Raw genomic sequence first — 21,510 nt, 5'->3', positions numbered from 1 at the left:
ACGGATCACATTCTTACCCGGAATAGACGCATAAGTTGCCACCATCATTGGGGTTTGGTTAACGTGCCTCTGGTCCAGATAACGTTCAGGTCACGACGAAGAAGGATTCCCGGGTCTTGCCGCAGCACCGTTCGTCCACAGCTCCGCGAGGGGTGCCGGCGAACGCACGTGAGCGCAGGCCGGCACTTTCCGCTGACGAGCTCGACGCCGCGGAAGTCACCGACATCATCCCGTTCAGCGCTTTCGAGGAGTTCGACGAGCCGTCTGAACGGGAGTCCAGCGTTATCTATGCCCCCGAGCTCGACGATCTAAACGACATCGACGACGACGCTCCGCTGCGCCTGGCCGTGCCGTCCCGCTTCCGCCCCGATGCCGGCAGCGAGCGCAGCTCCTCGCGCGCCTACCGCGACAGCCACACCGATGTGAGCGACGGCGTCGCCGCAACCGACGTGATCAACCTGACCGGCCGTCGCGGCGCCCACCGCAAGGAGGTCGCTGGGGCCGTCAAGAGCCGCCTGATGATCGCCGCCATGGCCGCCGGCGCCACTGCCGCCGGCGCCTACTCGCTGGGGACGGGCACCGAACCCCAGGCCGATGACACGATCCTGGCGTCGGAGGGCCCCCAGATCGAAGGTGCGTCCGTCACCGGCTCGGTGGACGGCATGCAGATCGTCTCGGTCACCCCGGACGCCGACACCTCGGTGCATGCCGAAGAGATCACCAAGGCCGCCGCCTTCGCCCAGGAACGCGCCGAGCGCGAGGCCCGGCTGTCGCGCCCGCTGTTCGTGATGCCGACCAAGGGTTACGTCTGGACCTCGAACTACGGCTACCGCTGGGGGGTCCTGCACGCCGGTATCGACCTGGCAAGCCCGATCGGCACCCCGATCGTGGCGGTCTCCGACGGGGTGGTCATCGCCGCGGGGCCGACGGCCGGCTACGGCGCCTGGGTGAAACTGCGTCACGCCGACGGCACCGTCACGCTCTACGGCCATATCAACACCTGGCTGGTCAGTGTGGGCGACCGGGTGATGGCCGGAGACCAGATCGCCACCGTGGGCAACCGTGGCTACTCCACCGGTCCCCACCTGCACCTCGAGGTGCTGACGAACGGCACCAACCGCATCGATCCGGTGCCGTGGCTGGCCAAGCGGGGGTTGAACGTCGGCAGCTATGTTGGCTGAGTGAGCGACGAGTCACCAGCCGATCACCCAGAAGACGACGACCACACCCGCATCATCCGGCGCCAGCCGCAAGAGCCGATTTCCCGCCCGTCCCCTGTCGTGGACGACACCAAGACCAGCATCATCCGGCGTCATCCCACCGGCGCCATTCCCAGCGCAGGTGGCGCAGAGCCGCAGACCAGCCTGATCTCGGGCCTCACCGACAGCGACGACGCTGCCACGAGCTATGTGCCCCGTGCGCGGCCCACCGTCATCCCCCGTACCTCGACGAGCGTCACCCCGCGCACGGCGGTCGTGGCCGCGACCATGGCCATCCTCAGCGGCTGGGCCACCGGAGTCATCGCCACCGATCTGATCGCCGGGTGGTGGCGCACCGACCAATTGTTCTGCGTGGCCATCGGATTCCTGACCGCGATCTCGGCTGCAGCAACCATCGGCGGGCTCATCGCATTGTTGCTGCGCCGGCGGACCGGGCGGCTGCTGGTCATCGTCGGAGCGGTCATCGGGCTGTTGATCTTCGGCAGCCTGTTCCTCGCCGGGGCCAGCGTGCATCCCGTCGTGTACGCGATGCCGGTGCTGCCAGTGGCCGCCATCGCGTTCACCGTGTTGCCCTCGACGGGCCGCTGGACCGCGCGGAGGCATCTTCCGGCCGGATCGCGGTTTCCGTAGTTTCGTCGCCCCCGGTAAGTCACAGAAGCCCCAGTGGTCACGGCCGCCGGACCCCCAGTCGGGCACCACGACACCAGCCCCGCGGGCCGTGGCTACCGACACAGATGTGACTGCTGGCCATTCGCCAACGCGGCCCGGGCGCTCGTACCCCCCGCATCCAGATCAGCCTGAGCCAAACCGTCGACCCGAAATCGGGTTGCGGCGTCTACTGGGGCCCATTCGGGTGTGCCCACGCCCTGACGCCGTCGGAAGGCTCACCTCATGTTCAACCGCTTGCTGCGCACCGCTTTTGCGCTGACCCTGATCACCACCGCGATCTCCTGCAGCCACGACGACGGTGCCGACGGCTACACCCTGCGGATCGGGGCGACCTCGGTGACCGGGACGCCCGCCGGTTCACTGGGCTGGGGCGATCGCCAGGGCATCCTCGCCGAGCAGCTGAAATCCGCTGGGGTGAGCAAGATCGAATACTCCTTCTTCCAATCCGGCAGCGACGTCGCCTCGGCCCTGTTCGCCGGCGCGATCGACGTGGCGGCCATCGGCGACAACCCTGCCCTGCGGGCCCGTAGCCGTGATCCCAAAGTCGTTCTGCTGTCCCTTGATTCGATCAACGGCGACAATCAGCTGATCGGCACCAAGGGCGGCCCGACCGATATCCGGGGCCTGATCGGCAAGACCATCACCGCCCCACAGGGCACCATCCGGGACCGCACCGCCCGCCAGCTCATCGAGGCCGCCGGGCTCACCGGCCAGATCCAGGTGCGCGACGTGCCGACACCCGAATCGATCGCCGGCCTGAGCTCGGGTCAGATCGACGCCACCATCGTGGGAGGGGCCAGCGCGGTCGAATTGCAGGAGAAGGGTTTTCCGGTCATCGACAGCCTGGCCCGGCACGGCTTCGGCAGCACCGGCGCCAACATCGCACTGTCGTCGTTCACCGAGGCCCACCCGGGCTTCCGGGAAGCCTGGCAACAGGCCGTCACCGCAGTCAACCGCGACATCACCGAGAACTACGACGACTATCTGCGCTGGGTCGCCGACACCGACGGCACCAAGTTCGAGTACGTGCAAAAGTCGACCCGGGTAGAGGAATTCAACACCGAACCGTTCCCCGACGCCGGCCTCGCCCAACTCCAGGCCGCCTACGACTTCCTCAACGCCGACGGGTCGTTCGACCACGAGTACTCGGTGCGGGAATGGGCCGGGGCCAAGCCGTGACCGTCGTCGCCGAACTCTCCCGCGCACCCGAGTTGGTCGAGGTCGCCGACCGTGCCGGTCGGCGAAAAGGACTGTGGGAGCTGCTTCCCCGCCCGCTACGCCGCCTGATGGGGCCCGCCCTGATCCTGGCGGCGTGGACCATCGGATCGGGCACCGGGCTGCTCAACACCGACTTGTTCCCACCCCCGGCGCACGTGGCGGCAACCGCGTGGCGGCTGCTCGGCGACGGTCAGCTCGCCACCCACGTCGGTGCGTCGGGGGTGCGGGTGCTCACCGGTACGGTGCTGGGCATCCTCATCGGCGTGGTGCTGGCCGTGGCGGCCGGACTCACCCGCACCGGCGAGGACCTACTCGACTGGACGATGCAGATCCTCAAGGCCGTACCGAATTTCGCGCTCACTCCGCTGCTGATCATCTGGATGGGCATCGGGGAAGGCCCGAAGATCGTGTTGATCACCACCGGCGTCGCGATCGCCATCTACATCAACACGTACTCCGGGATCCGCGGGGTGGACCGCCAACTCGTGGAGATGGCCCAGACCTTGGAAGCTCGGCGGACCACCCTCGTCACCCAGGTGATCCTGCCCGGGGCGCTGCCAAATTTCCTGGTGGGCCTGCGACTCGGGCTCTCCAGTGCCTGGCTGAGCCTGATCTTCGCCGAGATGATCAACACCACCGAAGGCATCGGCTACCTGATGTCACGGGCGCAGACCAACCTGCAGTTCGACGTCTCGCTGCTGGTCATCGTCATCTACGCGGTCGCCGGGTTGCTGTCCTACACACTCGTGCGGGTGTTGGAGCGGCTGCTGCTGTCCTGGCGCAACGGCTTCGAGGGTGTCTCGTGACCTCGGTGCAGGTGCACGGTCTGGGCAAGGTGTTCGGCGACCAGCAGGTCCTCGAAGATCTCGAATTACACATCGGCGACGGCGAGTTCGTCGCGATGCTGGGGCGGTCCGGCTCCGGCAAGAGCACCCTGCTGCGTGTGCTGGCCGGCCTCGACGATCAGGTCACCGGCTCGGTGCTGGTGCCACGCTCGCGGGCGGTGGTGTTCCAGAACCCGCGGCTGTTGCCGTGGCGTCGCGCCCTGGCCAACGTGACGTTCGCACTGCCCGACGCCGGTCCCGACGCCCCCGACCGCACCGCACGCGGACGCGCCGCCCTCGCCGAAGTGGGTTTGGCGGACAAACTCACAGCGTGGCCGCTGTCGCTGTCCGGCGGTGAGGCACAACGCGTTTCGCTGGCCCGCGCCCTGGTGCGCGAGCCCGACCTGTTGTTGCTCGACGAGCCGTTCGGCGCGCTCGACGCGCTGACCCGGCTCAAGATGTACGGGCTGCTGCACGAGCTGTGGTCACGCCGACGCATGGCCGTCCTGCACGTCACCCACGACGTCGACGAGGCGATCCTGCTGGCCGACCGGGTGGTGGTGCTCTCGGACGGGCGGGTCTCCCTGGACCGCCGCGTCGAGCTTCCGTTCCCCCGCAGCCGCAGCGACGACGGTTTCGACGAGCTGCGCCGCATCCTGCTCGCCGAGCTCGGCGTCCGAGAGGAAGTAGGCCATGACCGCTCCCGCTGACACTGCCACGCTGAGCACCGATGTCCTGGTCATCGGTGGCGGACCGGCCGCCACCTGGGCGGCCATCTCGGCTGCCGAATCCGGGGCCCGGGTCACCCTGGTGGACAAGGGGTACTGCGGTACCAGCGGCGCGACCGCCGCGGGGGGCAACAACCTGTGGGCGATCGGCCCCGGACCCCGCCGCGAGGACGCGGTGCGCGAGCGCGAGCTGGCCGCGGGCCGGATCACCGACTCGGACTGGATGTTTCGCGTGTTGGCCACCGCATGGGACCGACTCGAGCAGCTCTCCGAGTGGGGTTACCCGTTCCCGGTGGACGCCGAGGGCCGGGAGCTGCGCAGCAGCCTGCAAGGCCCGGAGTACATGCGCCGCATGCGGCGCAAGGCCCACCGCAGCGGGGTACGCATCCTCGATCACCACCCGGCGCTGGAGCTGACCGCCGATGCCGACGGAGTCATCGACGGCGCCACCGGCATCGCCCGCCAGGACGGTGGGCGGGCATGGCGGATCAGCGCGGGTGCCGTCGTACTGGCCACCGGCGGAACCGCCTTCCTGTCCGGCACGTTCGGCACCAACGTCAACACCGGCGACGGGCTGCTGATGGCCGCCGAACACGGGGCAGCGCTGTCCGGGATGGAGTTCTGCACCGCCTACGCGCTGGCCCCCGAATGGGGCGTGCACACCAAAGGCCGAATGCTGCAGTGGGGCAGCTTCTACGACGAGCACGGACATCCGTTCACCACCCAGCGCGGTCTGAGCGGACGTCAGGATGCCCAGCGGGCGCTGACCCGCGGCGAGCGGGTGTTCGTCCGGCTGGACCGCGCACCCGAGCACATCCGCCAGACCATGCGCGATGCCCAGCCGAACTACTTTCTGCCGCTGGACAAGGCCGGGATCGACCCGTTCAGCACCGCCTACCCGGTGCGGATGGTCTACGAAGGGTCAGTGCGCGGCACCGGTGGACTGCGGCTCGTCGGAGCCGACTGTGCAACAACGGTTCCCGGCCTGTACGCGGCCGGCGATACCGCCACCCGCGAGCTGATCACCGGGTCACTGTCCGGCGGCGGCAGCCGCAACGGATCCTGGGCGATCGCCTCGGGCACCTTCGCCGGCCGCGGCGCTGCGGAGTTCAGCCGGCGCCGGCCGGGGCGCCACGCGGAAGCCACGGCGTCGCTGCGGCTTTCCCGGTCCGGCGCACCCACCGTCGAGGAGGTCGTGGCCGCCGCGCAGGCGCACGTCCTGCCGCCACTGCGCAGCTACCTGAAATCCGAAGACCGGCTGCGTGAATCCGCTGCCGCCTTGGAGACGCTGTGGCGCGAGGTGTCCGACGGACTGGCCCCGGTGCCCGAACGCGACGTCTACAAGCAGCGCCAGGCGGTGGCCATGGTGGCCGCAGCCCGCTGGATCACCGCGGCGTCGTTGGCCCGGCCCGAAACCCGCGGCCTGCACCGCCGCGAGGACCAGCCCGACGCCGATCACCGCTACGAGCACCGCATCCTGGTCGGCGGTCTCGACGCGGTCTGGACCGGTCCTGACCCCGTTGCCCCGCAACTGATTTCCTCGGAGGCCGTGGCGTGATCGAGATCGTCAGCGACACCGCCTGCATCAGCTGCGACCTCTGCGTCACGGTGTGCCCCACCGACGTGTTCGACCGGGGCGCCGACGGGCTGCCAGTCATCGCCCGCCAATCCGACTGCCAGACCTGCTTCATGTGCGAGGCCTACTGCCCCACCGATGCGCTCTACGTCTCCCCGGTCTCGGTGCCTGTCGGCGCGGACAGCCCGCATGCCTCCGAGGCCGCGGTCCGGCAGGCCGGCCTGCTCGGCGGCTACCGGGAGATGGTCGGCTGGGGCCGAGGCCGGATCCCCGGATCCCGGCTGGACCAGAACCCGGTACTGACCGCGATCCCGCCGCTGGCCGAGCCCCGGCTGGGTGAACCCGCGCCCCTGGCTGATTCGCCGTGGAACCACAGCCGCTCGGAGCCGGCGCCCAAATCGACGTGAGGGTCGTTGATCCTGACGATTCACGACCCTGAGGTCGATCTCGGGGGTTCGCTTTCCGCCCTGCGGCCGGGAACACGACGCTGGTGCGAGCCTCAGAGCTTCTGAACCGGGGCGTGATTGTGCATCAGCTTGACCCGCCCCGCACTGCCGAAGTCGATCAGTGACATCGCCGATTCGCCCACACCCGAGACCTCCTCGACACGGCCTAGGCCGTACTTGTCGTGGGTGACCCGGTCCCCGGGCTCCAGCGTGATCACCGGGCGGTTGCGCGCCGGTGCAGGCCGTGACGGCGACGGGCGCGGGGACCCATACCGGCCGGCATTCCCGATCGGGGCGCTCAGCGACGACGACGGAGCCTCGACACGCCGCCAATTGATCAGGTCCTCCGGAATCTCGCGCAGGAACCGCGATTCCGGGTTGAGCATCGGCTGCCCCCACGACGAGCGCACCTTTGCCCGGCTCAAATAGAGCCGCTTACGAGCACGGGTGATGCCCACATAGGCCAGCCGCCGCTCCTCGGACAGCTCGCCCGGATCACCCAGCGCCCGCATGTGCGGGAACATGCCGTCCTCCCACCCGGTGACGAACACCGCCGGGAACTCCAGCCCCTTGGCGGTGTGCAACGTCATCATCGTCACCACCCCGGCGCCGTCCTCGGGGATCTCGTCGGCGTCGGCGACCAGCGACACCCGCTCCAGGAACTGGGCCAGCACCCCGGTGTCAGGAATGTCCTCGTCGACCGGCTCGTCTTCGGCAAGGGCTTGGGCATTGGCCAGGTCGGTGCTGAATTCGTGTGCGACGCTGACCAATTCGTTGAGGTTGTCCAACCGGGCCAGGTCCTGCGGATCGCTGGAGGCCTCCAACTCGCGGCGGTAACCGGTGCGCTCCAGCACGGCCTCCACCAGATCCCCCAGCTCGTCGTCGAGCTTGCCGCGCAGCCCGTCGAGCATCTGCACGAAGCTCGCGATGGCCTTCTCCGAGCGGGAGTTCAGCATCGGCACCCGCCCTTCGGCGGCGGCCTGCAACGCGTCGTTGAAACTGCAGCCGGTGTTCTCCGCGTACACCGCCACACAGGCCTCGGCCCGGTCCCCGATCCCGCGGCGCGGGGTGTTGAGGATGCGGCGCATGCTCACCGCGTCACCCGGATTGTCCAGCACCCGAAGATAGGCGACGATGTCACGGATCTCGCGGCGCTCGTAAAAGCGGACTCCGCCTACCACTTTGTAGGGGATTCCCGCGCGGATGAACACCTCCTCCAGTGCCCGCGAGGAGTTGTTGGTGCGGTAGAACACCGCGACGTCCGAATATTTCAGGCCCGCGCTGTCGGCCAGGGCGTCGATCTCCTCGGCCACGAAGCGGGCCTCGTCGTGCTCATTGTCGGCCACATAGCCGACGATCAACTCGCCCTCGCCTTCCTCGGTCCACAGCCGCTTCTCGCGCCGGCCCGTGTTGCGTGAGATCACCGAGTTGGCCGCGTTCAGAATGGTCTGGGTGGAGCGGTAGTTCTGCTCCAGCAGGATCGTCGTCGCGTCCGGGTAATCGCGCTCGAAGTCCTCGATGTTGCGGATCGTCGCCCCGCGGAACGCGTAGATCGACTGATCGGCGTCACCCACCACACACAGCTCCGACGGGCCCACCCCGTCGGACTCATCGAGATGGTGGCCCACCAGCTCGCGCACCAACACGTACTGCGCGTGGTTGGTGTCCTGGTACTCGTCGACCAGGATGTGGCGGAACCGGCGCCGGTAGTACTGGGCGATGTTGGGGAAGGCCTGCAGGATGCCGACCGTCTCCCCGATCAGATCGTCGAAGTCCAGCGCATTGGCCGCGCGCAGCCGGCGCTGGTACTCGCCGTAGACCTGCGCGACGATGCCGGCCATCTCCTCGGCGGCCTCCGACGCCTCGGCCGCCGCCTGCTCCGGGCCGATCAGCTCGTTCTTCAGGTTCGAGATCCCGTTGGCCAGCAGCCGCGGCGAATACCGCTTGGTGTCCAGCCCCATGTCCTTGCCGATCATCATCAGCAGACGCCGGGAATCGTCGGAGTCGTAGATCGAGAAGTTGGAGTTCAGCCCCGGCACCAGCGAGGCCTGGTTACGCAGGATCCGCACACACGTGGAATGGAACGTCGACACCCACATGCTGCGGGCCCTGGGACCCACCAGCTCCACCACCCGCTCACGCATCTCGGCGGCCGCCTTGTTGGTGAACGTGATGGCCAGGATCTGCCCCACCCCGACCTCCCGCGCCGCCAGCAGATAGGCGATACGCCTGGTCAGCACGGCTGTCTTACCCGAGCCGGCGCCCGCCACGATCAGCAGCGGCGACCCCTCGTGCAGCACCGCCTGCCGCTGCTGGGGGTTCAGCCCGTCCAGAAGGTGGTCGATCTCGTCGGTGGCCGCGCCGTCGGCCGCGGGGAAGGTGGGAGTGATGCTCATATTGCCCCCAAACCTACCGCTGACCGGTGACAGTTTTGCGCTGGCACGGGCAGGCCTGCGACGATCAGGCGGTGCCTGAGATCGATGACCTGCGTCGCGAGATCGACGAACTTGACGCCACCATCCTTGCCGCGATCCAGCGGCGCACCGAGGTCTCCAAGGAGATCGGCAAAGCCCGGATGGCCTCGGGAGGCACCCGGCTGGTGCACAACCGCGAGATGAAGGTCATCGAGCGTTACAGCGTGCTCGGACCGGAAGGCAAAGACCTGGCCATCCTGCTGCTCCAACTCGGCCGCGGCCGGTTGGGCCACTAGAGCACCGGGTCACTTGCGTTTCGGCGCCTTGAGCGAGTCCAACAGCCACGGCGTCAACCACTTGACCGCCTCAGACGTCGGATGCACGCCGTCGCTGCGCAGCCTGACCCCGTTGATCTTCGCGGTGTACTTGCCGCTGGGGTTGAGCTTGGCGTTGAAATCCAGCACCGACACATTCGGCCGGCGCGCAGCGGCCTTGCGCAACATGGAGTTCCAGGCCTGCACCCGGCCCGGCTGATCCTCGGGGTAGAGCGTCCCGTCGGGCCGTTCCCCGCGCCGGTTGTACAGCGCCGTGGTCGCCACCACCCGCGCCCCCGTCGAACTGAGAATGTCCAGCGCCCGTTTCAGCTCACCTTCGAGGTACGCGTCGTAGGCATCGTTGCCGATGTGGGTCCAGCGCCCGCGCCAGGTGCGGTCCACCGTCTCCCAGCGACCGATGACCAGCAGCACCGTGTCCGGGCGGTCGTGGCCGATGCGCTGCGCCCACCGCTCCGGCCAGGAATCGCACTCCGGCTTCTGGTTGAGCGTCTCACCGGCCGACCGGTACGGACCGCCGCGGGCGATGCCGCAGCCGATCGTCGTGTAGTCGCTGAAGTGGAAGCCCGGCGTATCCGGCAGGTACCGCAGCATCGTCCAGGCCACCGAGTCACCGAACACCGCGACGGTCTGGGTGCCGGGCGCCAGCCGCGACGGTGGCGACCCCAGCGCGACCGGCCGCTCGGCGCCCACGTCCTGTTCCAACGCGGCCGCCGCCATCACCTCCGGGCCACCGGGCTGGGTCGGGGGGCCGACCGGCACCACCGTCGTGGTCACCACCGCGGCGGTGGCCACCGTGGCCGCGGCCAGCCGCAGCATCGGCACGTGCTGGGGACGCCAGTGCCGCACCGGTTGTTCGATCGCCCACCATGACACCCACGACACCGCGATCGTCACCGCGCACCGAAGCGCGAGCAGCGCCCAGCCGGACAGGCCGGTCCGCTCGCCGTTGAGGATCAGAAAGATCGGCCAGTGCCAGAGGTAGACGCCGTAGGAGATGACGCCGAGCGTGACCAACGGAAACCAGCCCAGCGCGCGCGCCACGTAACCGTCCTGGTCCATCGCGACGGGGGCCACCACGAGCACCGCACCCAAGGCCACCACGATCAGCAACCCGTGCCGGAACTCCTCGACGCTGCCGGTGGCCAGATGCGCGGCCACGGCCAGCACCGCAACCCCGATCACCGGCAGGATCCAGGCGACCCAACGGCGCCACCTGGCCCGGATCAGGGTGCCCGAGACCGTCAGCGCCGACCAGTCCCGCACCAGCAGGGCCGCGGCGGCCGCGCCGATCAGCAGCGCCTGGGCCCGGGTGTCGGTGCCGAAGTACACGCGGTTGAGCCGGCCGGGATCACCGGACATCAGGATCGACGCGGCCGCCGAACTCAGGACGCCCAGCACCGCGAGCCCGAACACCACCCCCCGCACCGCGCCGACCGAACGCCGCCGCACCAGCAGCGCCGCGGCCAGCACCAGCAGCGGCCAGATCACGTAGTACTGCTCCTCGACCGCCAGCGACCAGGTGTGCTGCAACGGCGAGGGCGTGTCGCCCTGGCTGAAGTAATCGGTATCCGCGGCGACGAACACCCAGTTCGCCATCCAGAAGAACGCCCCGACCGCATCCTCGCGCAGCGTGCTCACGGCATCGGAGGGGAACAGCGGGCGGGCGATCACCACGGCCAACGTCATCAACACCATCGCCGGCAACAACCGCTTGGCCCGACGGATCCAGAATCCCTTGAGGTCGATGCGCTCGGTGCGGCGGAACTCGTCGATCAGCAGCGACGTGATCAGGAATCCGCTGAGCACGAAGAAGACGTCGACGCCGATGAAGCCGCCGGCCACCCCCGGCACCCCGCCGTGGCCGGCCAACACCAGGGCCACCGCGATGGCCCGGACCCCGTCGAGCGCGGGAATGTCACGCCGGACCGAGGCGCGCCGACGCCGACTGGCAGCACGGACCGGCGCCGCAGTCACGTCATGCCCTCCCGTCTTGGCTTCCCGAGCCCCCGAGTTTAGGGGGAGTCGGGCAGTGAATCGGGAAGGCGCGCAGGGCCGACGGCCCACAAGCCCACTAAGGAGTCAGCGCAATGTATTTCGTGTCGAGGTACTCCTCGATGCCCTCCGAGCCGCCCTCCCGGCCGAAGCCGGACTCCTTGATGCCGCCGAACGGTGCGGCCGCATCCGAGATGACGCCACGGTTGATCCCCACCATGCCGGACTCGATGCCCTCGGCCACCCGCAGTGCCCGGTCCAGGGACTGGGTGTAAACGTAGGCCGCCAAGCCGTATTCGGTGTCGTTGGCGGCGGACACCCCTTCGTCCTCGGTGTCGAACCCGGTGATGGGGGCGACCGGTCCGAACACCTCCTCTTTGAGGATGCGGGCATCGGCGGGCACGTCGGTCAGCACGGTGGCCGGGTAGAAGTTGCCCGGCCCGCCGGGCGCGACGCCGCCGACGGCGACCGTCGCACCGCGCGACACCGCGTCGGAGACCAGCTCGGTGACGGTGGAGACCTGCTTGGAATTGATCAGCGGACCCAACGTGGACGACGGGTCGATGCCCTTGCCGAGGGTGAACTCGCTCATCCGCTTGACGAGTTTGTCGGTGAACTCCTCGCGCACCGAGTTGGCCACGTGGAATCGGTTGGCCGCCGTGCAGGCCTCGCCGCCGTTGCGCATCTTGGCCAGGATCGCGCCGTCGACCGCCGCATCGATGTCGGCGTCGTCGAACACGATGAACGGGGCGTTGCCGCCGAGCTCCATCGAGGTGCGCAGCAGCTTGTCCGCGGACTGCTTCACCAGGGCCTTGCCCACCCCGGTGGAGCCGGTGAACGTCAGCTTGCGCAGCCGGCCGTCGTCGATCAGGGCGCCGCTCACCGGACCGGGATTGCTCGTCGGCAGCACCGAGAGCACGCCCTTGGGCAGGCCGGCCTCGTCCATCAGCTTGGCGAGCAGCAGCATCGTCAGCGGCGTCTCCTGCGCGGGTTTGACGATCATGGTGCAGCCCGCGGCGAATGCCGGGCCCATCTTGCGGGTGCCCATCGCCAACGGGAAGTTCCACGGCGTGATGGCGTAACACGGGCCGACGGCCTGCTTGGTGACCAGGATGCGGCCGGTGCCGGCCGGGGCCGGGGTGAAGCGCCCTTCGATACGCACCGCCTCTTCGGAGAACCAGCGGAAGAACTCGGCGCCGTAGGCCACTTCGCCCTTGCTCTCGGCGAGCACCTTGCCCATCTCCAGGGTCATCAGGGCGGCGATGTCGTCGGCGCGTTCGGTGATCTTCTCGAACACCGAACGCAGGATCTCACCGCGTTTGCGCGGCGCGGTCGCCGCCCATTCGCCCTGCACGGCGCAGGCGGCGTCCAGGGCCGCGGTGGCGTCGGCGGCGGTGGCGTCGGCCACCGTGGCCAACACCTGATCGTCGCTGGGATCGAGCACGTTGAACGTCGACGCGGCCTGGCGTTCCTCGCCACCGATCCACAGTCCTTTGGGCACGGATGAAATCACGTCGTCAATGGCCATACATCCATCATGTACACCTTTGAGTCGAGCGCCACACTAAGGTCAGCGGAATGAGTGCTGACATCACCGCAACCCCCGCCTGGCAGGCTTTGTCGAAGCACTACGACGAGATCGGTGACGTTCATCTGACGGAGCTGTTCGCGCAGGATCCGGAGCGCGGAACCGAGTTGGTGCTCACCGTCGGGGATCTGTACATCGATTACAGCAAGCACCGCGTCACCCGCAAGACGCTGGAACTGTTGGTCGAGTTGGCCCGCACCGCCGGGCTGGAGGCCCGCCGCGACGCGATGTTCGCCGGTGAGCACATCAACACCTCCGAGGACCGCGCGGTGCTGCACACCGCGCTGCGGTTGCCGGCCGACGCGTCGTTGAGCGTGGACGGCCAGGACGTGGTGGCCGACGTGCACGCGGTGCTGGACCGGATGGGTGAGTTCACCGACCGGCTGCGCAGTGGTGACTGGACCGGTGCCACCGGTGAGCGGATCAAAACCGTGGTCAACATCGGCATCGGCGGCTCGGATCTGGGTCCGGTGATGGTGTACGACGCGCTGCGCCACTACGCCGACGCCGGTATCGGCGCCCGCTTCGTGTCCAACGTCGACCCCGCCGACCTGGTGGCGACACTGGCCGATTTGGATCCCGCCACAACGCTTTTCATCGTCGCGTCCAAGACCTTCTCCACCCTGGAGACGCTGACCAACGCGACCGCCGCACGCCGCTGGCTGGTCGACGCGCTCGGCGGCGACGCGGTCGCCAAGCACTTCGTGGCGGTGTCCACCAACGCCAAGCTGGTCGCCGAGTTCGGCATCGACACCGACAACATGTTCGGGTTCTGGGATTGGGTCGGCGGCCGGTACTCGGTGGACTCGGCGATCGGGCTGTCGGTGATGGCGGTGATCGGACGTGAGCGGTTCGCAGAGTTCCTCGCCGGTTTCCATCTGGTCGACGAGCACTTCCGCACCGCGCCGCTGTCGGAGAATGCGCCGGCGCTGCTGGGGCTGATCGGGCTGTGGTACTCGAATTTCTTTGGTGCGCAGTCGCGTGCGGTGCTGCCCTACTCCAACGACCTGTCCCGGTTCGCCGCCTACCTGCAGCAGCTGACGATGGAGTCCAACGGAAAATCGGTCCGGGCCGACGGCACCGCCGTCAGCACCGATACCGGTGAGATCTTCTGGGGCGAGCCGGGAACCAACGGCCAGCACGCCTTCTATCAGCTGCTGCACCAGGGCACCCGGCTGGTGCCTGCCGACTTCATCGGGTTCGCCCAGCCGACCGACGATCTGCCCACGGCCGACGGCACCGGCAGCATGCACGACCTGCTGATGAGCAACTTCTTCGCCCAGACCCAGGTGCTGGCTTTCGGCAAGACCGCCGAAGCCATCGCCGCCGAGTTGCCGGCGGGAACGTCCGCCGAAGTTGTCCCACACAAAGTGATGCCCGGAAACCGACCGACGACGTCAATCCTGGGGACCAGGTTGACGCCGTCGGTGGTGGGCCAGCTCATCGCCCTCTACGAACACCAGGTGTTCACCGAGGGAGTTGTGTGGGGGATTGACTCCTTCGATCAATGGGGCGTCGAGCTGGGCAAGACCCAGGCCAAGGCACTGCTGCCGGTGCTCACCGAGGCGGATTCACCGGCCCCGCAGTCCGATTCGTCGACCGATGCGCTCGTTCGGCACTACCGTGCGGAGCGCGGTCGGTCAGCCTGAGAGCTTACGGCGCGGGGATCGTCGCGCAGCCCACGTTCGGGATGCACCCGCTGGCACCGCCCGGGCCGGCCGTGCCGCCGGGACCACCCGGAATGGCGCCGGTGGCGCCGCCAGGTCCGGCCGTGCCGCCCGGGCCGCCGGGAATCTCACCCGTGGCACCACCCGGACCGGCCGCGCCTCCGGGTCCGCCCGGGATCACGCCAGACGCACCACCGGGGCCGGCGGTTCCGCCAGGACCACCGGGAATGGCGCCTGTCGCGCCACCCGGGCCGGCGGTGCCGATGTCAGCACACGGCGTGCCGTCGGCATTGACGCACGGCGGCGGCGGTGGCGGATCCGCCATCGCAACCGGGCCGAGTGCAACCGCCCCAGCCGCCGCGCCTGCAAAGAACATCGAGGCAATCAGTTTTGAGGTCATGGGCAGAGGACTACCCAGGTTTGCCGGGCCCTGAAACCCCGCTGTGAACGCGACCTCACGAACGGGCGCCTGGCAGCCTGCCGCCGACCTGGGCGTGTCGCGTGCGGACCTGGGCGTGTCGCGCGGAGAAATGGTGTGCCGATCTGCCCGCCTATGCGCGACTTTTGAGCGACAATCGCCTCACAGGTTTACATGCGACTCGTCGGCCCCAAGGCTCATCAATACTTGCGTCACATGAGGTCCGTTCAGCCTCATACGCAACAGATTTCGGGTTGTCCACCTGTCAGCGACAGTGTCGCTGACAGGTGGACACTGGGCTGCTGAGACGTGCGGGGCCTGAGGTGCCAGAGTGGCAAGACGCGCCGATCATTCTGGGGTGGCCGAGGCCCATGGTGTTGGTGTGGCGATTGTCGCTGAAAAGTCGCTAACAGTCGGGCACAACGACCACCACTCCGAAATCTGGGGCAGCTGTGACCAGTGTGACTAGGCGAATCGCTTGGTGTACTTCGGCGGCAGTAACCGCATGACCTGGGTCAGCGGCGCCCACGGCCAGCGGGGCACCACGGCCCGGCCCTTTTCCTTCTCGATGGCCTCGACCATCGCGCGCACGCCGGTTTCGTTGTCGACCATGAGCATCGTGGTCGCCGACTTCGCCGTCATCTCCGACTCGATGTAGCCCGGCTCGATCACGGTCACCCGGATCGGCCCCTTGTCGTACTCGGCGCGCAGCGACTCACCCAGCGAGGTCATCCCGGCCTTCGACGCACAGTAGGCGGCCTTACCGCCGGGTACCCCGGTGTTGCCCAGCACCGACGAGATCAGCACCAGGTGACCGCTGCCCGACTTCTTGAACATCTCCAGTGCGGTTTCGATCTGCACCAGCCCGGCGATCAGGTTGGTCTCGATGGTCGCCTTGTTCGCCCACGGCTTGCCCTCGCCCAACGGCCAGCCCTTGCCGATTCCCGCGTTGACGATCACCCGGTCGATACCGCCGAGTTCCTCGGACAGCTCACCGAACACCCGCGGCACCGCCTCGTGATCGTTGACGTCCAGCGCGGCGACCGCGATCTTGATGTACGGATGCCGATCGGCCAGTTCGGCCTTGAGCTCGTCGAGCCGATCGGTGCGGCGGGCACACAGCGCCAGGTCACGGCCCTTGGCCGCGAATTGGCGGGCCATGCCCGCGCCCAGTCCGGAGCTGGCACCGGTGATGAGGATCTTCTGACGGGTCATCGCAGCAGGATAACCGAGTTAGACAACTGTCAAAAATGCGGACCACTACTTGAGCAGACGCGACATCCGGCGGTCGGCCAGCACCTTGCCGCCGGTCTGACACGTCGGGCAGTACTGGAACGACTTGTCCGCGAACGACACCTCCCGCACCGTGTCACCACACACCGGACACGGCAGCCCGGTGCGGGCGTGCACCCGCAGCCCAGACCGCTTCTCCCCCTTGAGCGTCGCGGCCTGCTGACCCACCGAACGCGTCACCGCATCGGTGAGCACCGAGATCATCGCGTCGTGCAGGGCCGAAAGCTGGGCGTCGGTCAGCTTGCCCGCGGTGGCGAACGGCGAGAGCTTGGCCACGTGCAGGATCTCGTCGCTGTAGGCGTTGCCGATCCCCGCGATCACCTTCTGGTCGGTGATCACCGTCTTGATCCGTCCACTCTGGCCGGCCAGCACCTCCGCCAGCCCCGAAGCATCCAGCGACAGCGCATCCGGGCCGAGTGCGGCAATCTGCGGCACGTCGAGCGGATCGCCGACCACCCACACCGCCAACCGTTTCTGGGTGCCGGCCTCGGTCAGGTCGAAACCCTGGCCTTCCCCAAGGTGTACCCGCAGGGCGATCGGCCCCTTGCCCGGCTTGAGCGGCGTCGTCGCCAACTTGTCCGACCAACGCAACCACCCCGCCCGGGACAGGTGCGTGATCAGATGCCATGGACCAACCTCCAGACCCAGGTACTTGCCCCAGCGCTCGGCGCCGGTGACGGTCTGGCCATGCAAAGCGGTGATCGGCGGATCGAAAGTCTTGAGCACCGACAACGCCGCGACGTCGATCCGGCTGACGATCCGACCCACGGCGTGCCGACGCAGGTAATCGGCCAGTGCCTCGACCTCGGGCAGTTCGGGCATGGCTCCAGTGTGTCAGCCGAACGCCGCGCATGCTGTAGACATGTCCGACCGGCCTGCGCCCAGACCGACCAGCAGTCCAATACGGCAGATCTTCGTGATCAACAGCGTGCCGCGGCGCTGGCCATTCGCGCTGCGGGCCGGAATCTGCATGGCGGTACCGGTTCTGATCGGCTGGGCCGCCGGTGACACCGCCGCCGGCCTGATCGCCACGATCGGCGGCTTCACCTCGCTGTACGGCAGCGGCCGCCCCTATCTCAACCGCGGCGCCTATCTGGGAGTCGTCGCGGTGTCGTTCGCCGCCGCGGTGGCACTGGGCGATTGGGCCGCCCGATCGGTGTGGCTCGGCGTGGTGGTCGTGACCGCGATCGCGATGGTGGCCGTCTTCGTCTGCCGCGCGCTCTCGGTCGGGCCACCCGGCGCCTACATGTTCGTGTTGGCCTGCGCGGCAGGCACCGGCGCCCCGGGCACCGCCCACCTGAGCCCCGGTCACATGGCGGCATTGGTGTTGGCCGGCGGCGCCTTCGCCTGGTGCGCCCACATGGCCGGGGCCCTGGTGCAACCGCGCGGACCCGAGAAGGCCGCCGTGGCCGCGGCCGCCACGGCGGTCGCCAGCTACATCGACAGCATCGGTGGCGAACCCGCCACCGAGGCCGACAACCGGCATCGTGCCGCCCTGCTGCTGCACACCGCCTGGGTGACACTGGTGACGTTCCAGCCGGTGCAGCCCGCCCCGGACCGGGCGCTGTATCGCCTGCGGATCGTGAACCGCCGGCTGCATGCGTTGTTCGCCGCCGCGATGCGCGCGGCCGACGCCGGAAGCCCGCCACCGCCCGACGGCGCCGCCATGGCCCGCCACCTCGCCACGGTGCCCGCCGATGCCATCACCGACGAGCATGGCGCCGAAGGGGTTCCGCTCGGCCGGCCCAGCGCGGTGCAGCTGCTGCGTAGCGCCCTGACCCCCGGCTCGGTGTCGCTGCAACTGGCGCTCCGGGTCGGCATCGCGGTGGCGATCTCGGGCGCCATCGCCGGGCCGATCTCACAAGCGTTGACGATGGACCACGCCTATTGGGCAATGGCCGCCGCGGTCCTGATGCTGCACCAGGGCTTCGACTGGCTACGGACCGTGGTGCGCAGCATCGAACGCGCCCTGGGCACCTGGCTCGGGCTGGGCCTGGCCGGGGCCATCCTGGCGCTGCACCCCCAGGGGGTGTGGCTGGCCGTGACCATCGGGGTGCTGCAGTTCGTCATCGAGATGTACGTGGTGCGCAATTACACACTGGCGGTCGTGTTCATCACGCCCGCAGCCCTCACGATCGCCTCGGGCGGGACCGCCGTGGCCAACCTCGGCGAAATCTTGCTGGCCCGCGGTCTGGACACCCTGATCGGTTGCGCAGTGGCGCTTTTCGTGTATTGGTCCACGCAGCGGCTGCGACGGCCCACCGGACTGTCCGCGGCGATCACCGCCGCGCTCGACGCCGTCACCGCCACGGTCGATCACCTCGGCACCGGTGCGGCCACCACCGCGGCCGCCCGCGTCGACCGCCGGGACCTGCAGCTCCGCGCGATGGCGTTGCTGCCCGCCTACGACACCGAGATCGGCGGATCGGCCACGCAACGCGTTGCGGCCGAACGCATGTGGCCGACGGTGGTGACCGCCGAACAACTCGCCTACCGCGCGCTGGCGGCCTGCTGGGCGCTCGAGCACGACGGCGACACCGCGGCCGCCCGTGACACCGCCGCCGCCCTGCGCGAGCAGGCCGGTGCGCTACGCGAGGTTCTTGACGAACGACAGTAGCCAGCTCACCAGCGACAGCACGATGGCCGCCCAGATCGCCGTCCACCAGAACTGGTCGATGTGCAGACCCCAGCCGGTGGTGTTGTCGGTGATCCAGGACGTGATCCACAGCATCAGGGCATTGATCACGATGTGGATCAGGCCCAGCGTGAGGATGTACAGCGGAATCGACAGGATCTGCACGATCGGCTTGATGACCGCGTTGACCAGACCGAAGATCACCGCGACGACGAAGATGATGCCGACCCGCGCGATGGCCGAATCACCGCCGATGAAACCGATTCCCGGCACCACGAGAGTGACCACCCAGAGTGCGAATCCGGTTACCGCAGCGCGCAGGAGAAATGAGCTCATGGGTGATCAGTCTGCCGAGCGCAGCAGGTATGTGTCCATGATCCAGCCGTGGCGTGTTCGGGCTTCGGTACGCGCAGCAACGATTTCGTCGCCGACTTCACCGACCGTGCCCGCGTAGAGCAACTCGTCCGGCGTGCCGAGATAGGCGCCCCACCAGATCCGGGTCTGCGGCGGGCACTGCTGGAACGAACAGTCCGCGTCGAGCATCACCACGGCGCTGCCGGACAAGCCGCGCTCCCGCAACTGACGCCCGGTGGTGATCAGCACCGGTTCGCCGACGTCGTTGAGCGGGATGCGATGACGCGCGGTCAAGACCTGGATCGCGGTGATGCCCGGGATGACGTCGTAGGTGAACTCGACGTGTTCGGCCACCCGGTCCAGGACACGCAGCGTGCTGTCATACAGCGACGGGTCACCCCAGGCCAGGAAGGCCCCGGTGCCGTCCGGCCCGAGCTCGGTCTCGATGGCCTGGGCCCAGATCCGGGCGCGCTCGGCGTGCCAGTCCGCCACCACCTGGCGATAGCCCGTCGCGTCATCGGCCGCCGCCCGCGGTGGATCCACCAATTCGACGAACCGGTAGCCGGGCTCGGTGATAAAACGGTCGCAGATCAGCTTGCGCACCGCGACCAGGTCATCGGTGTCGGTGCCGCGGCGCGGGCCCTTGTCCATCGCGAAGAACACCTGGGTGTCGTTGAGCGCGGAAATGGCCTGGACTGTGACGAAGTCAGGGTCACCGGCCCCGATTCCGATGACGTGGATGCGACGCACAGACGAAGGTTAACCGAACCGAAACCGGGTACCCGAAGTATCCGATACCCGGGGTATTGACATCACCCATTGTCGGTACCTAACGTCGAAACAGGGGGAACCGCAACGAAGGGACGTCAACGGTGACAGCTTCGGTCAGACCCACGGCGAGTTCGCGGGACGCATTCTCCGAGCGCCTACTCAAGGGCTCGGTGCGTAAGTCCTACGCGCCCGTCGTCGACATCGACTGGGCTGCACCACTGGATCCGGACAAGTTCTTCCTGCCGCCGCGGATCGTGTCGCTGTACGGAACGCCGCTGTGGGACAGCATGTCCCGCGCCGAACAGATCGAGCTGTCCCGCCAAGAGCTGGCCAACACGCTCTCGGCCGGCATCTGGTTCGAGAACATCCTCAACCAGTCGCTGCTGCGCAAGATGATGCACCAGGACCCGACGTCGGCGTCCACGCACTACGAGCTCACCGAACTCGGCGACGAGACCCGCCACATGGTGATGTTCGGCAAGGCCATCGACAAGATGGACGCCAAGCCGGTGCGTCCGCGGCTCTACCAGCGCATGATCATCAACACGCTGCCGTTCTTCTTCCGCGGCTCGGTGCTATGGGTGGCCGCGCTCGTCGGCGAGGAGATCTTCGACTCGCTGCAGCGCCAGATGATGGACGACCCCGAGTTGCAGCCGATGGTCCAGCGGCTCATGCGCATCCACGTCACCGAGGAAGCCCGCCACATCCAGTTCGCCCGCGACGGCCTGCGTAAGCGCATCCCGTCGATGCCCTGGTACAAACGAGTCTGGGTGGCCAACCTCAACGGCGTCGGCGGCTACTTCTTCCGCTACCTGTTCACCAACAAGGTGCAGTACGCCCGCGTCGGCCTCGATGCCCGCGCCGCCCGCCGGATGGCCCGAGCCAGTGCGCACCGTCGCGAGGTGCAGATCTCCGGATTCGCCCCGCTGGCCGCGTTTCTCGAAGAGGTCGGGTTGATGGGTCGGATCGGACGCCGGATGTGGCGCCGCGCCGGGTTCCTGCCGGCCCGCACCCCGCGGGCCCTGACCGCCGGAGCTGCCGAGGCCGGTGCCGACCTCACCGAAGAGGTGTACGACGGGTTCGCCGTCCTCGACAACGGTGACCAGGACCGCCGGGTGCACGTACGGCTGACCGGACACCTCGACCCGATCGACGGCCGGTTCCATTGGCGCGGAACAATTCTCGATGCCCCGGAGGCTGTCACGCCGGGGCCGGTGCGGATCAGCATCGGCACCCGCACCGTCGACGCCCGCATCACCGAGCGCACCTCGCAGGGCACGCACTCGATCGCCGGTGTCGGGGAACCGCCGTTCGAGTTGGACGGCGCCGGCACGTCCGACGTCAGCGTCGCAGGCTGAGCAG

At 68.3% G+C, this 21,510-nt stretch carries 19 protein-coding genes; 11 read left to right on the top strand and 8 right to left on the bottom strand.

Annotation, left to right across the window (positions count from 1 at the left end):
* Positions 1 to 116 precede the first annotated feature (116 nt).
* The 7 genes from FR943_RS06505 (at position 117) to FR943_RS06475 (ending at position 6,642) form a co-directional block, all read left to right on the top strand.
* Positions 117 to 1,181, top strand: a complete 1,065-nt coding sequence (locus tag FR943_RS06505; protein ID WP_217155534.1) for a M23 family metallopeptidase — start codon at positions 117 to 119, stop codon at positions 1,179 to 1,181.
* On the top strand, positions 1,182 to 1,850 hold the full coding sequence (locus FR943_RS06500) for a hypothetical protein (protein ID WP_217155533.1): 669 nt from the start codon (positions 1,182 to 1,184) through the stop codon (positions 1,848 to 1,850).
* Positions 1,851 to 2,111: 261 nt separating this feature from the next.
* Entirely contained in the window at positions 2,112 to 3,068 is a 957-nt protein-coding gene (locus FR943_RS06495; protein WP_217155532.1) for an ABC transporter substrate-binding protein, read from the top strand.
* Positions 3,047 to 3,913 (top strand): ABC transporter permease, encoded by an 867-nt coding sequence (locus FR943_RS06490; RefSeq protein ID WP_217155531.1) that lies wholly within the window; start codon positions 3,047 to 3,049, stop codon positions 3,911 to 3,913. The genes FR943_RS06495 and FR943_RS06490 overlap by 22 nt, the downstream gene beginning before the upstream one ends.
* A complete protein-coding gene (locus FR943_RS06485; RefSeq protein WP_217155530.1) occupies positions 3,910 to 4,641 on the top strand; it encodes an ABC transporter ATP-binding protein in 732 nt (243 codons plus the stop codon). Before FR943_RS06490 ends, FR943_RS06485 begins: the two co-directional genes overlap by 4 nt.
* Positions 4,625 to 6,217: an FAD-dependent oxidoreductase gene (locus FR943_RS06480; protein ID WP_217155529.1), complete on the top strand. Its 1,593-nt coding sequence runs from the start codon at positions 4,625 to 4,627 to the stop codon at positions 6,215 to 6,217. The genes FR943_RS06485 and FR943_RS06480 overlap by 17 nt, the downstream gene beginning before the upstream one ends.
* Entirely contained in the window at positions 6,214 to 6,642 is a 429-nt protein-coding gene (locus FR943_RS06475; RefSeq protein WP_217155528.1) for a 4Fe-4S binding protein, read from the top strand. Before FR943_RS06480 ends, FR943_RS06475 begins: the two co-directional genes overlap by 4 nt.
* Before the next feature lie 92 nt (positions 6,643 to 6,734).
* On the opposite strand, the gene pcrA is transcribed toward FR943_RS06475, so the two are convergent.
* Positions 6,735 to 9,077: a DNA helicase PcrA gene (gene pcrA, locus FR943_RS06470; protein ID WP_217155527.1), complete on the bottom strand. Its 2,343-nt coding sequence runs from the start codon at positions 9,075 to 9,077 to the stop codon at positions 6,735 to 6,737.
* 26 nt (positions 9,078 to 9,103) lie between these two features.
* Here pcrA and FR943_RS06465 point away from each other — a divergent pair, with 26 nt between their 5' ends.
* On the top strand, positions 9,104 to 9,391 hold the full coding sequence (locus tag FR943_RS06465) for a chorismate mutase (protein ID WP_308170482.1): 288 nt from the start codon (positions 9,104 to 9,106) through the stop codon (positions 9,389 to 9,391).
* 9 nt (positions 9,392 to 9,400) lie between these two features.
* Here FR943_RS06465 and FR943_RS06460 read toward each other — a convergent pair whose 3' ends face one another.
* The gene (locus tag FR943_RS06460; RefSeq protein WP_217155526.1) at positions 9,401 to 11,404 is read right to left on the bottom strand and encodes an acyltransferase family protein; all 2,004 of its coding nucleotides are present in this window, start codon (positions 11,402 to 11,404) and stop codon (positions 9,401 to 9,403) included.
* Between the two features lie 97 nt (positions 11,405 to 11,501).
* On the bottom strand, positions 11,502 to 12,950 hold the full coding sequence (locus tag FR943_RS06455; protein WP_217155525.1) for an NAD-dependent succinate-semialdehyde dehydrogenase: 1,449 nt from the start codon (positions 12,948 to 12,950) through the stop codon (positions 11,502 to 11,504).
* Positions 12,951 to 13,000: 50 nt separating this feature from the next.
* Between FR943_RS06455 and pgi the strand changes: the two genes are divergently transcribed.
* Complete coding sequence (gene pgi / locus FR943_RS06450; protein ID WP_217155524.1) at positions 13,001 to 14,659, top strand: glucose-6-phosphate isomerase; 1,659 nt, start codon at positions 13,001 to 13,003, stop codon at positions 14,657 to 14,659.
* 4 nt (positions 14,660 to 14,663) lie between these two features.
* On the opposite strand, the gene FR943_RS06445 is transcribed toward pgi, so the two are convergent.
* From FR943_RS06445 to FR943_RS06435, 3 genes are all read right to left on the bottom strand, one after another.
* Positions 14,664 to 15,053, bottom strand: a complete 390-nt coding sequence (locus tag FR943_RS06445) for a hypothetical protein (RefSeq protein WP_372448086.1) — start codon at positions 15,051 to 15,053, stop codon at positions 14,664 to 14,666.
* A 507-nt stretch (positions 15,054 to 15,560) separates the two neighbouring features.
* Positions 15,561 to 16,310 (bottom strand): SDR family oxidoreductase, encoded by a 750-nt coding sequence (locus FR943_RS06440; protein WP_217155522.1) that lies wholly within the window; start codon positions 16,308 to 16,310, stop codon positions 15,561 to 15,563.
* Positions 16,311 to 16,355: 45 nt separating this feature from the next.
* A complete protein-coding gene (locus tag FR943_RS06435) occupies positions 16,356 to 17,210 on the bottom strand; it encodes an Fpg/Nei family DNA glycosylase (RefSeq protein WP_217155521.1) in 855 nt (284 codons plus the stop codon).
* A gap of 40 nt (positions 17,211 to 17,250) precedes the next feature.
* Here FR943_RS06435 and FR943_RS06430 point away from each other — a divergent pair, with 40 nt between their 5' ends.
* Positions 17,251 to 19,005, top strand: coding sequence for an FUSC family protein (locus tag FR943_RS06430; protein ID WP_217155520.1), 1,755 nt, complete (start codon positions 17,251 to 17,253; stop codon positions 19,003 to 19,005).
* On the opposite strand, the gene FR943_RS06425 is transcribed toward FR943_RS06430, so the two are convergent.
* Together FR943_RS06425 and cobF are read right to left on the bottom strand one after the other, a co-directional pair.
* Positions 18,976 to 19,359 (bottom strand): phage holin family protein, encoded by a 384-nt coding sequence (locus tag FR943_RS06425; RefSeq protein WP_217155519.1) that lies wholly within the window; start codon positions 19,357 to 19,359, stop codon positions 18,976 to 18,978. The genes FR943_RS06430 and FR943_RS06425 overlap by 30 nt on opposite strands.
* Positions 19,360 to 19,365: 6 nt before the next feature.
* Positions 19,366 to 20,127, bottom strand: coding sequence for a precorrin-6A synthase (deacetylating) (cobF, locus tag FR943_RS06420; protein ID WP_217155518.1), 762 nt, complete (start codon positions 20,125 to 20,127; stop codon positions 19,366 to 19,368).
* Between the two features lie 122 nt (positions 20,128 to 20,249).
* Between cobF and FR943_RS06415 the strand changes: the two genes are divergently transcribed.
* Positions 20,250 to 21,506 (top strand): diiron oxygenase, encoded by a 1,257-nt coding sequence (locus tag FR943_RS06415; protein WP_217155517.1) that lies wholly within the window; start codon positions 20,250 to 20,252, stop codon positions 21,504 to 21,506.
* The last annotated feature ends 4 nt before the right edge of the window (positions 21,507 to 21,510 follow it).

Origin of the sequence: [Mycobacterium] fortunisiensis (assembly GCF_019050325.1) — a bacterium.
Taxonomy (GTDB): Bacteria; Actinomycetota; Actinomycetes; order Mycobacteriales; family Mycobacteriaceae; genus Mycobacterium; species Mycobacterium fortunisiensis.
Note: the sequence above shows the minus strand (reverse complement) of the source record. Positions and strands in the feature narration are given on the sequence as shown.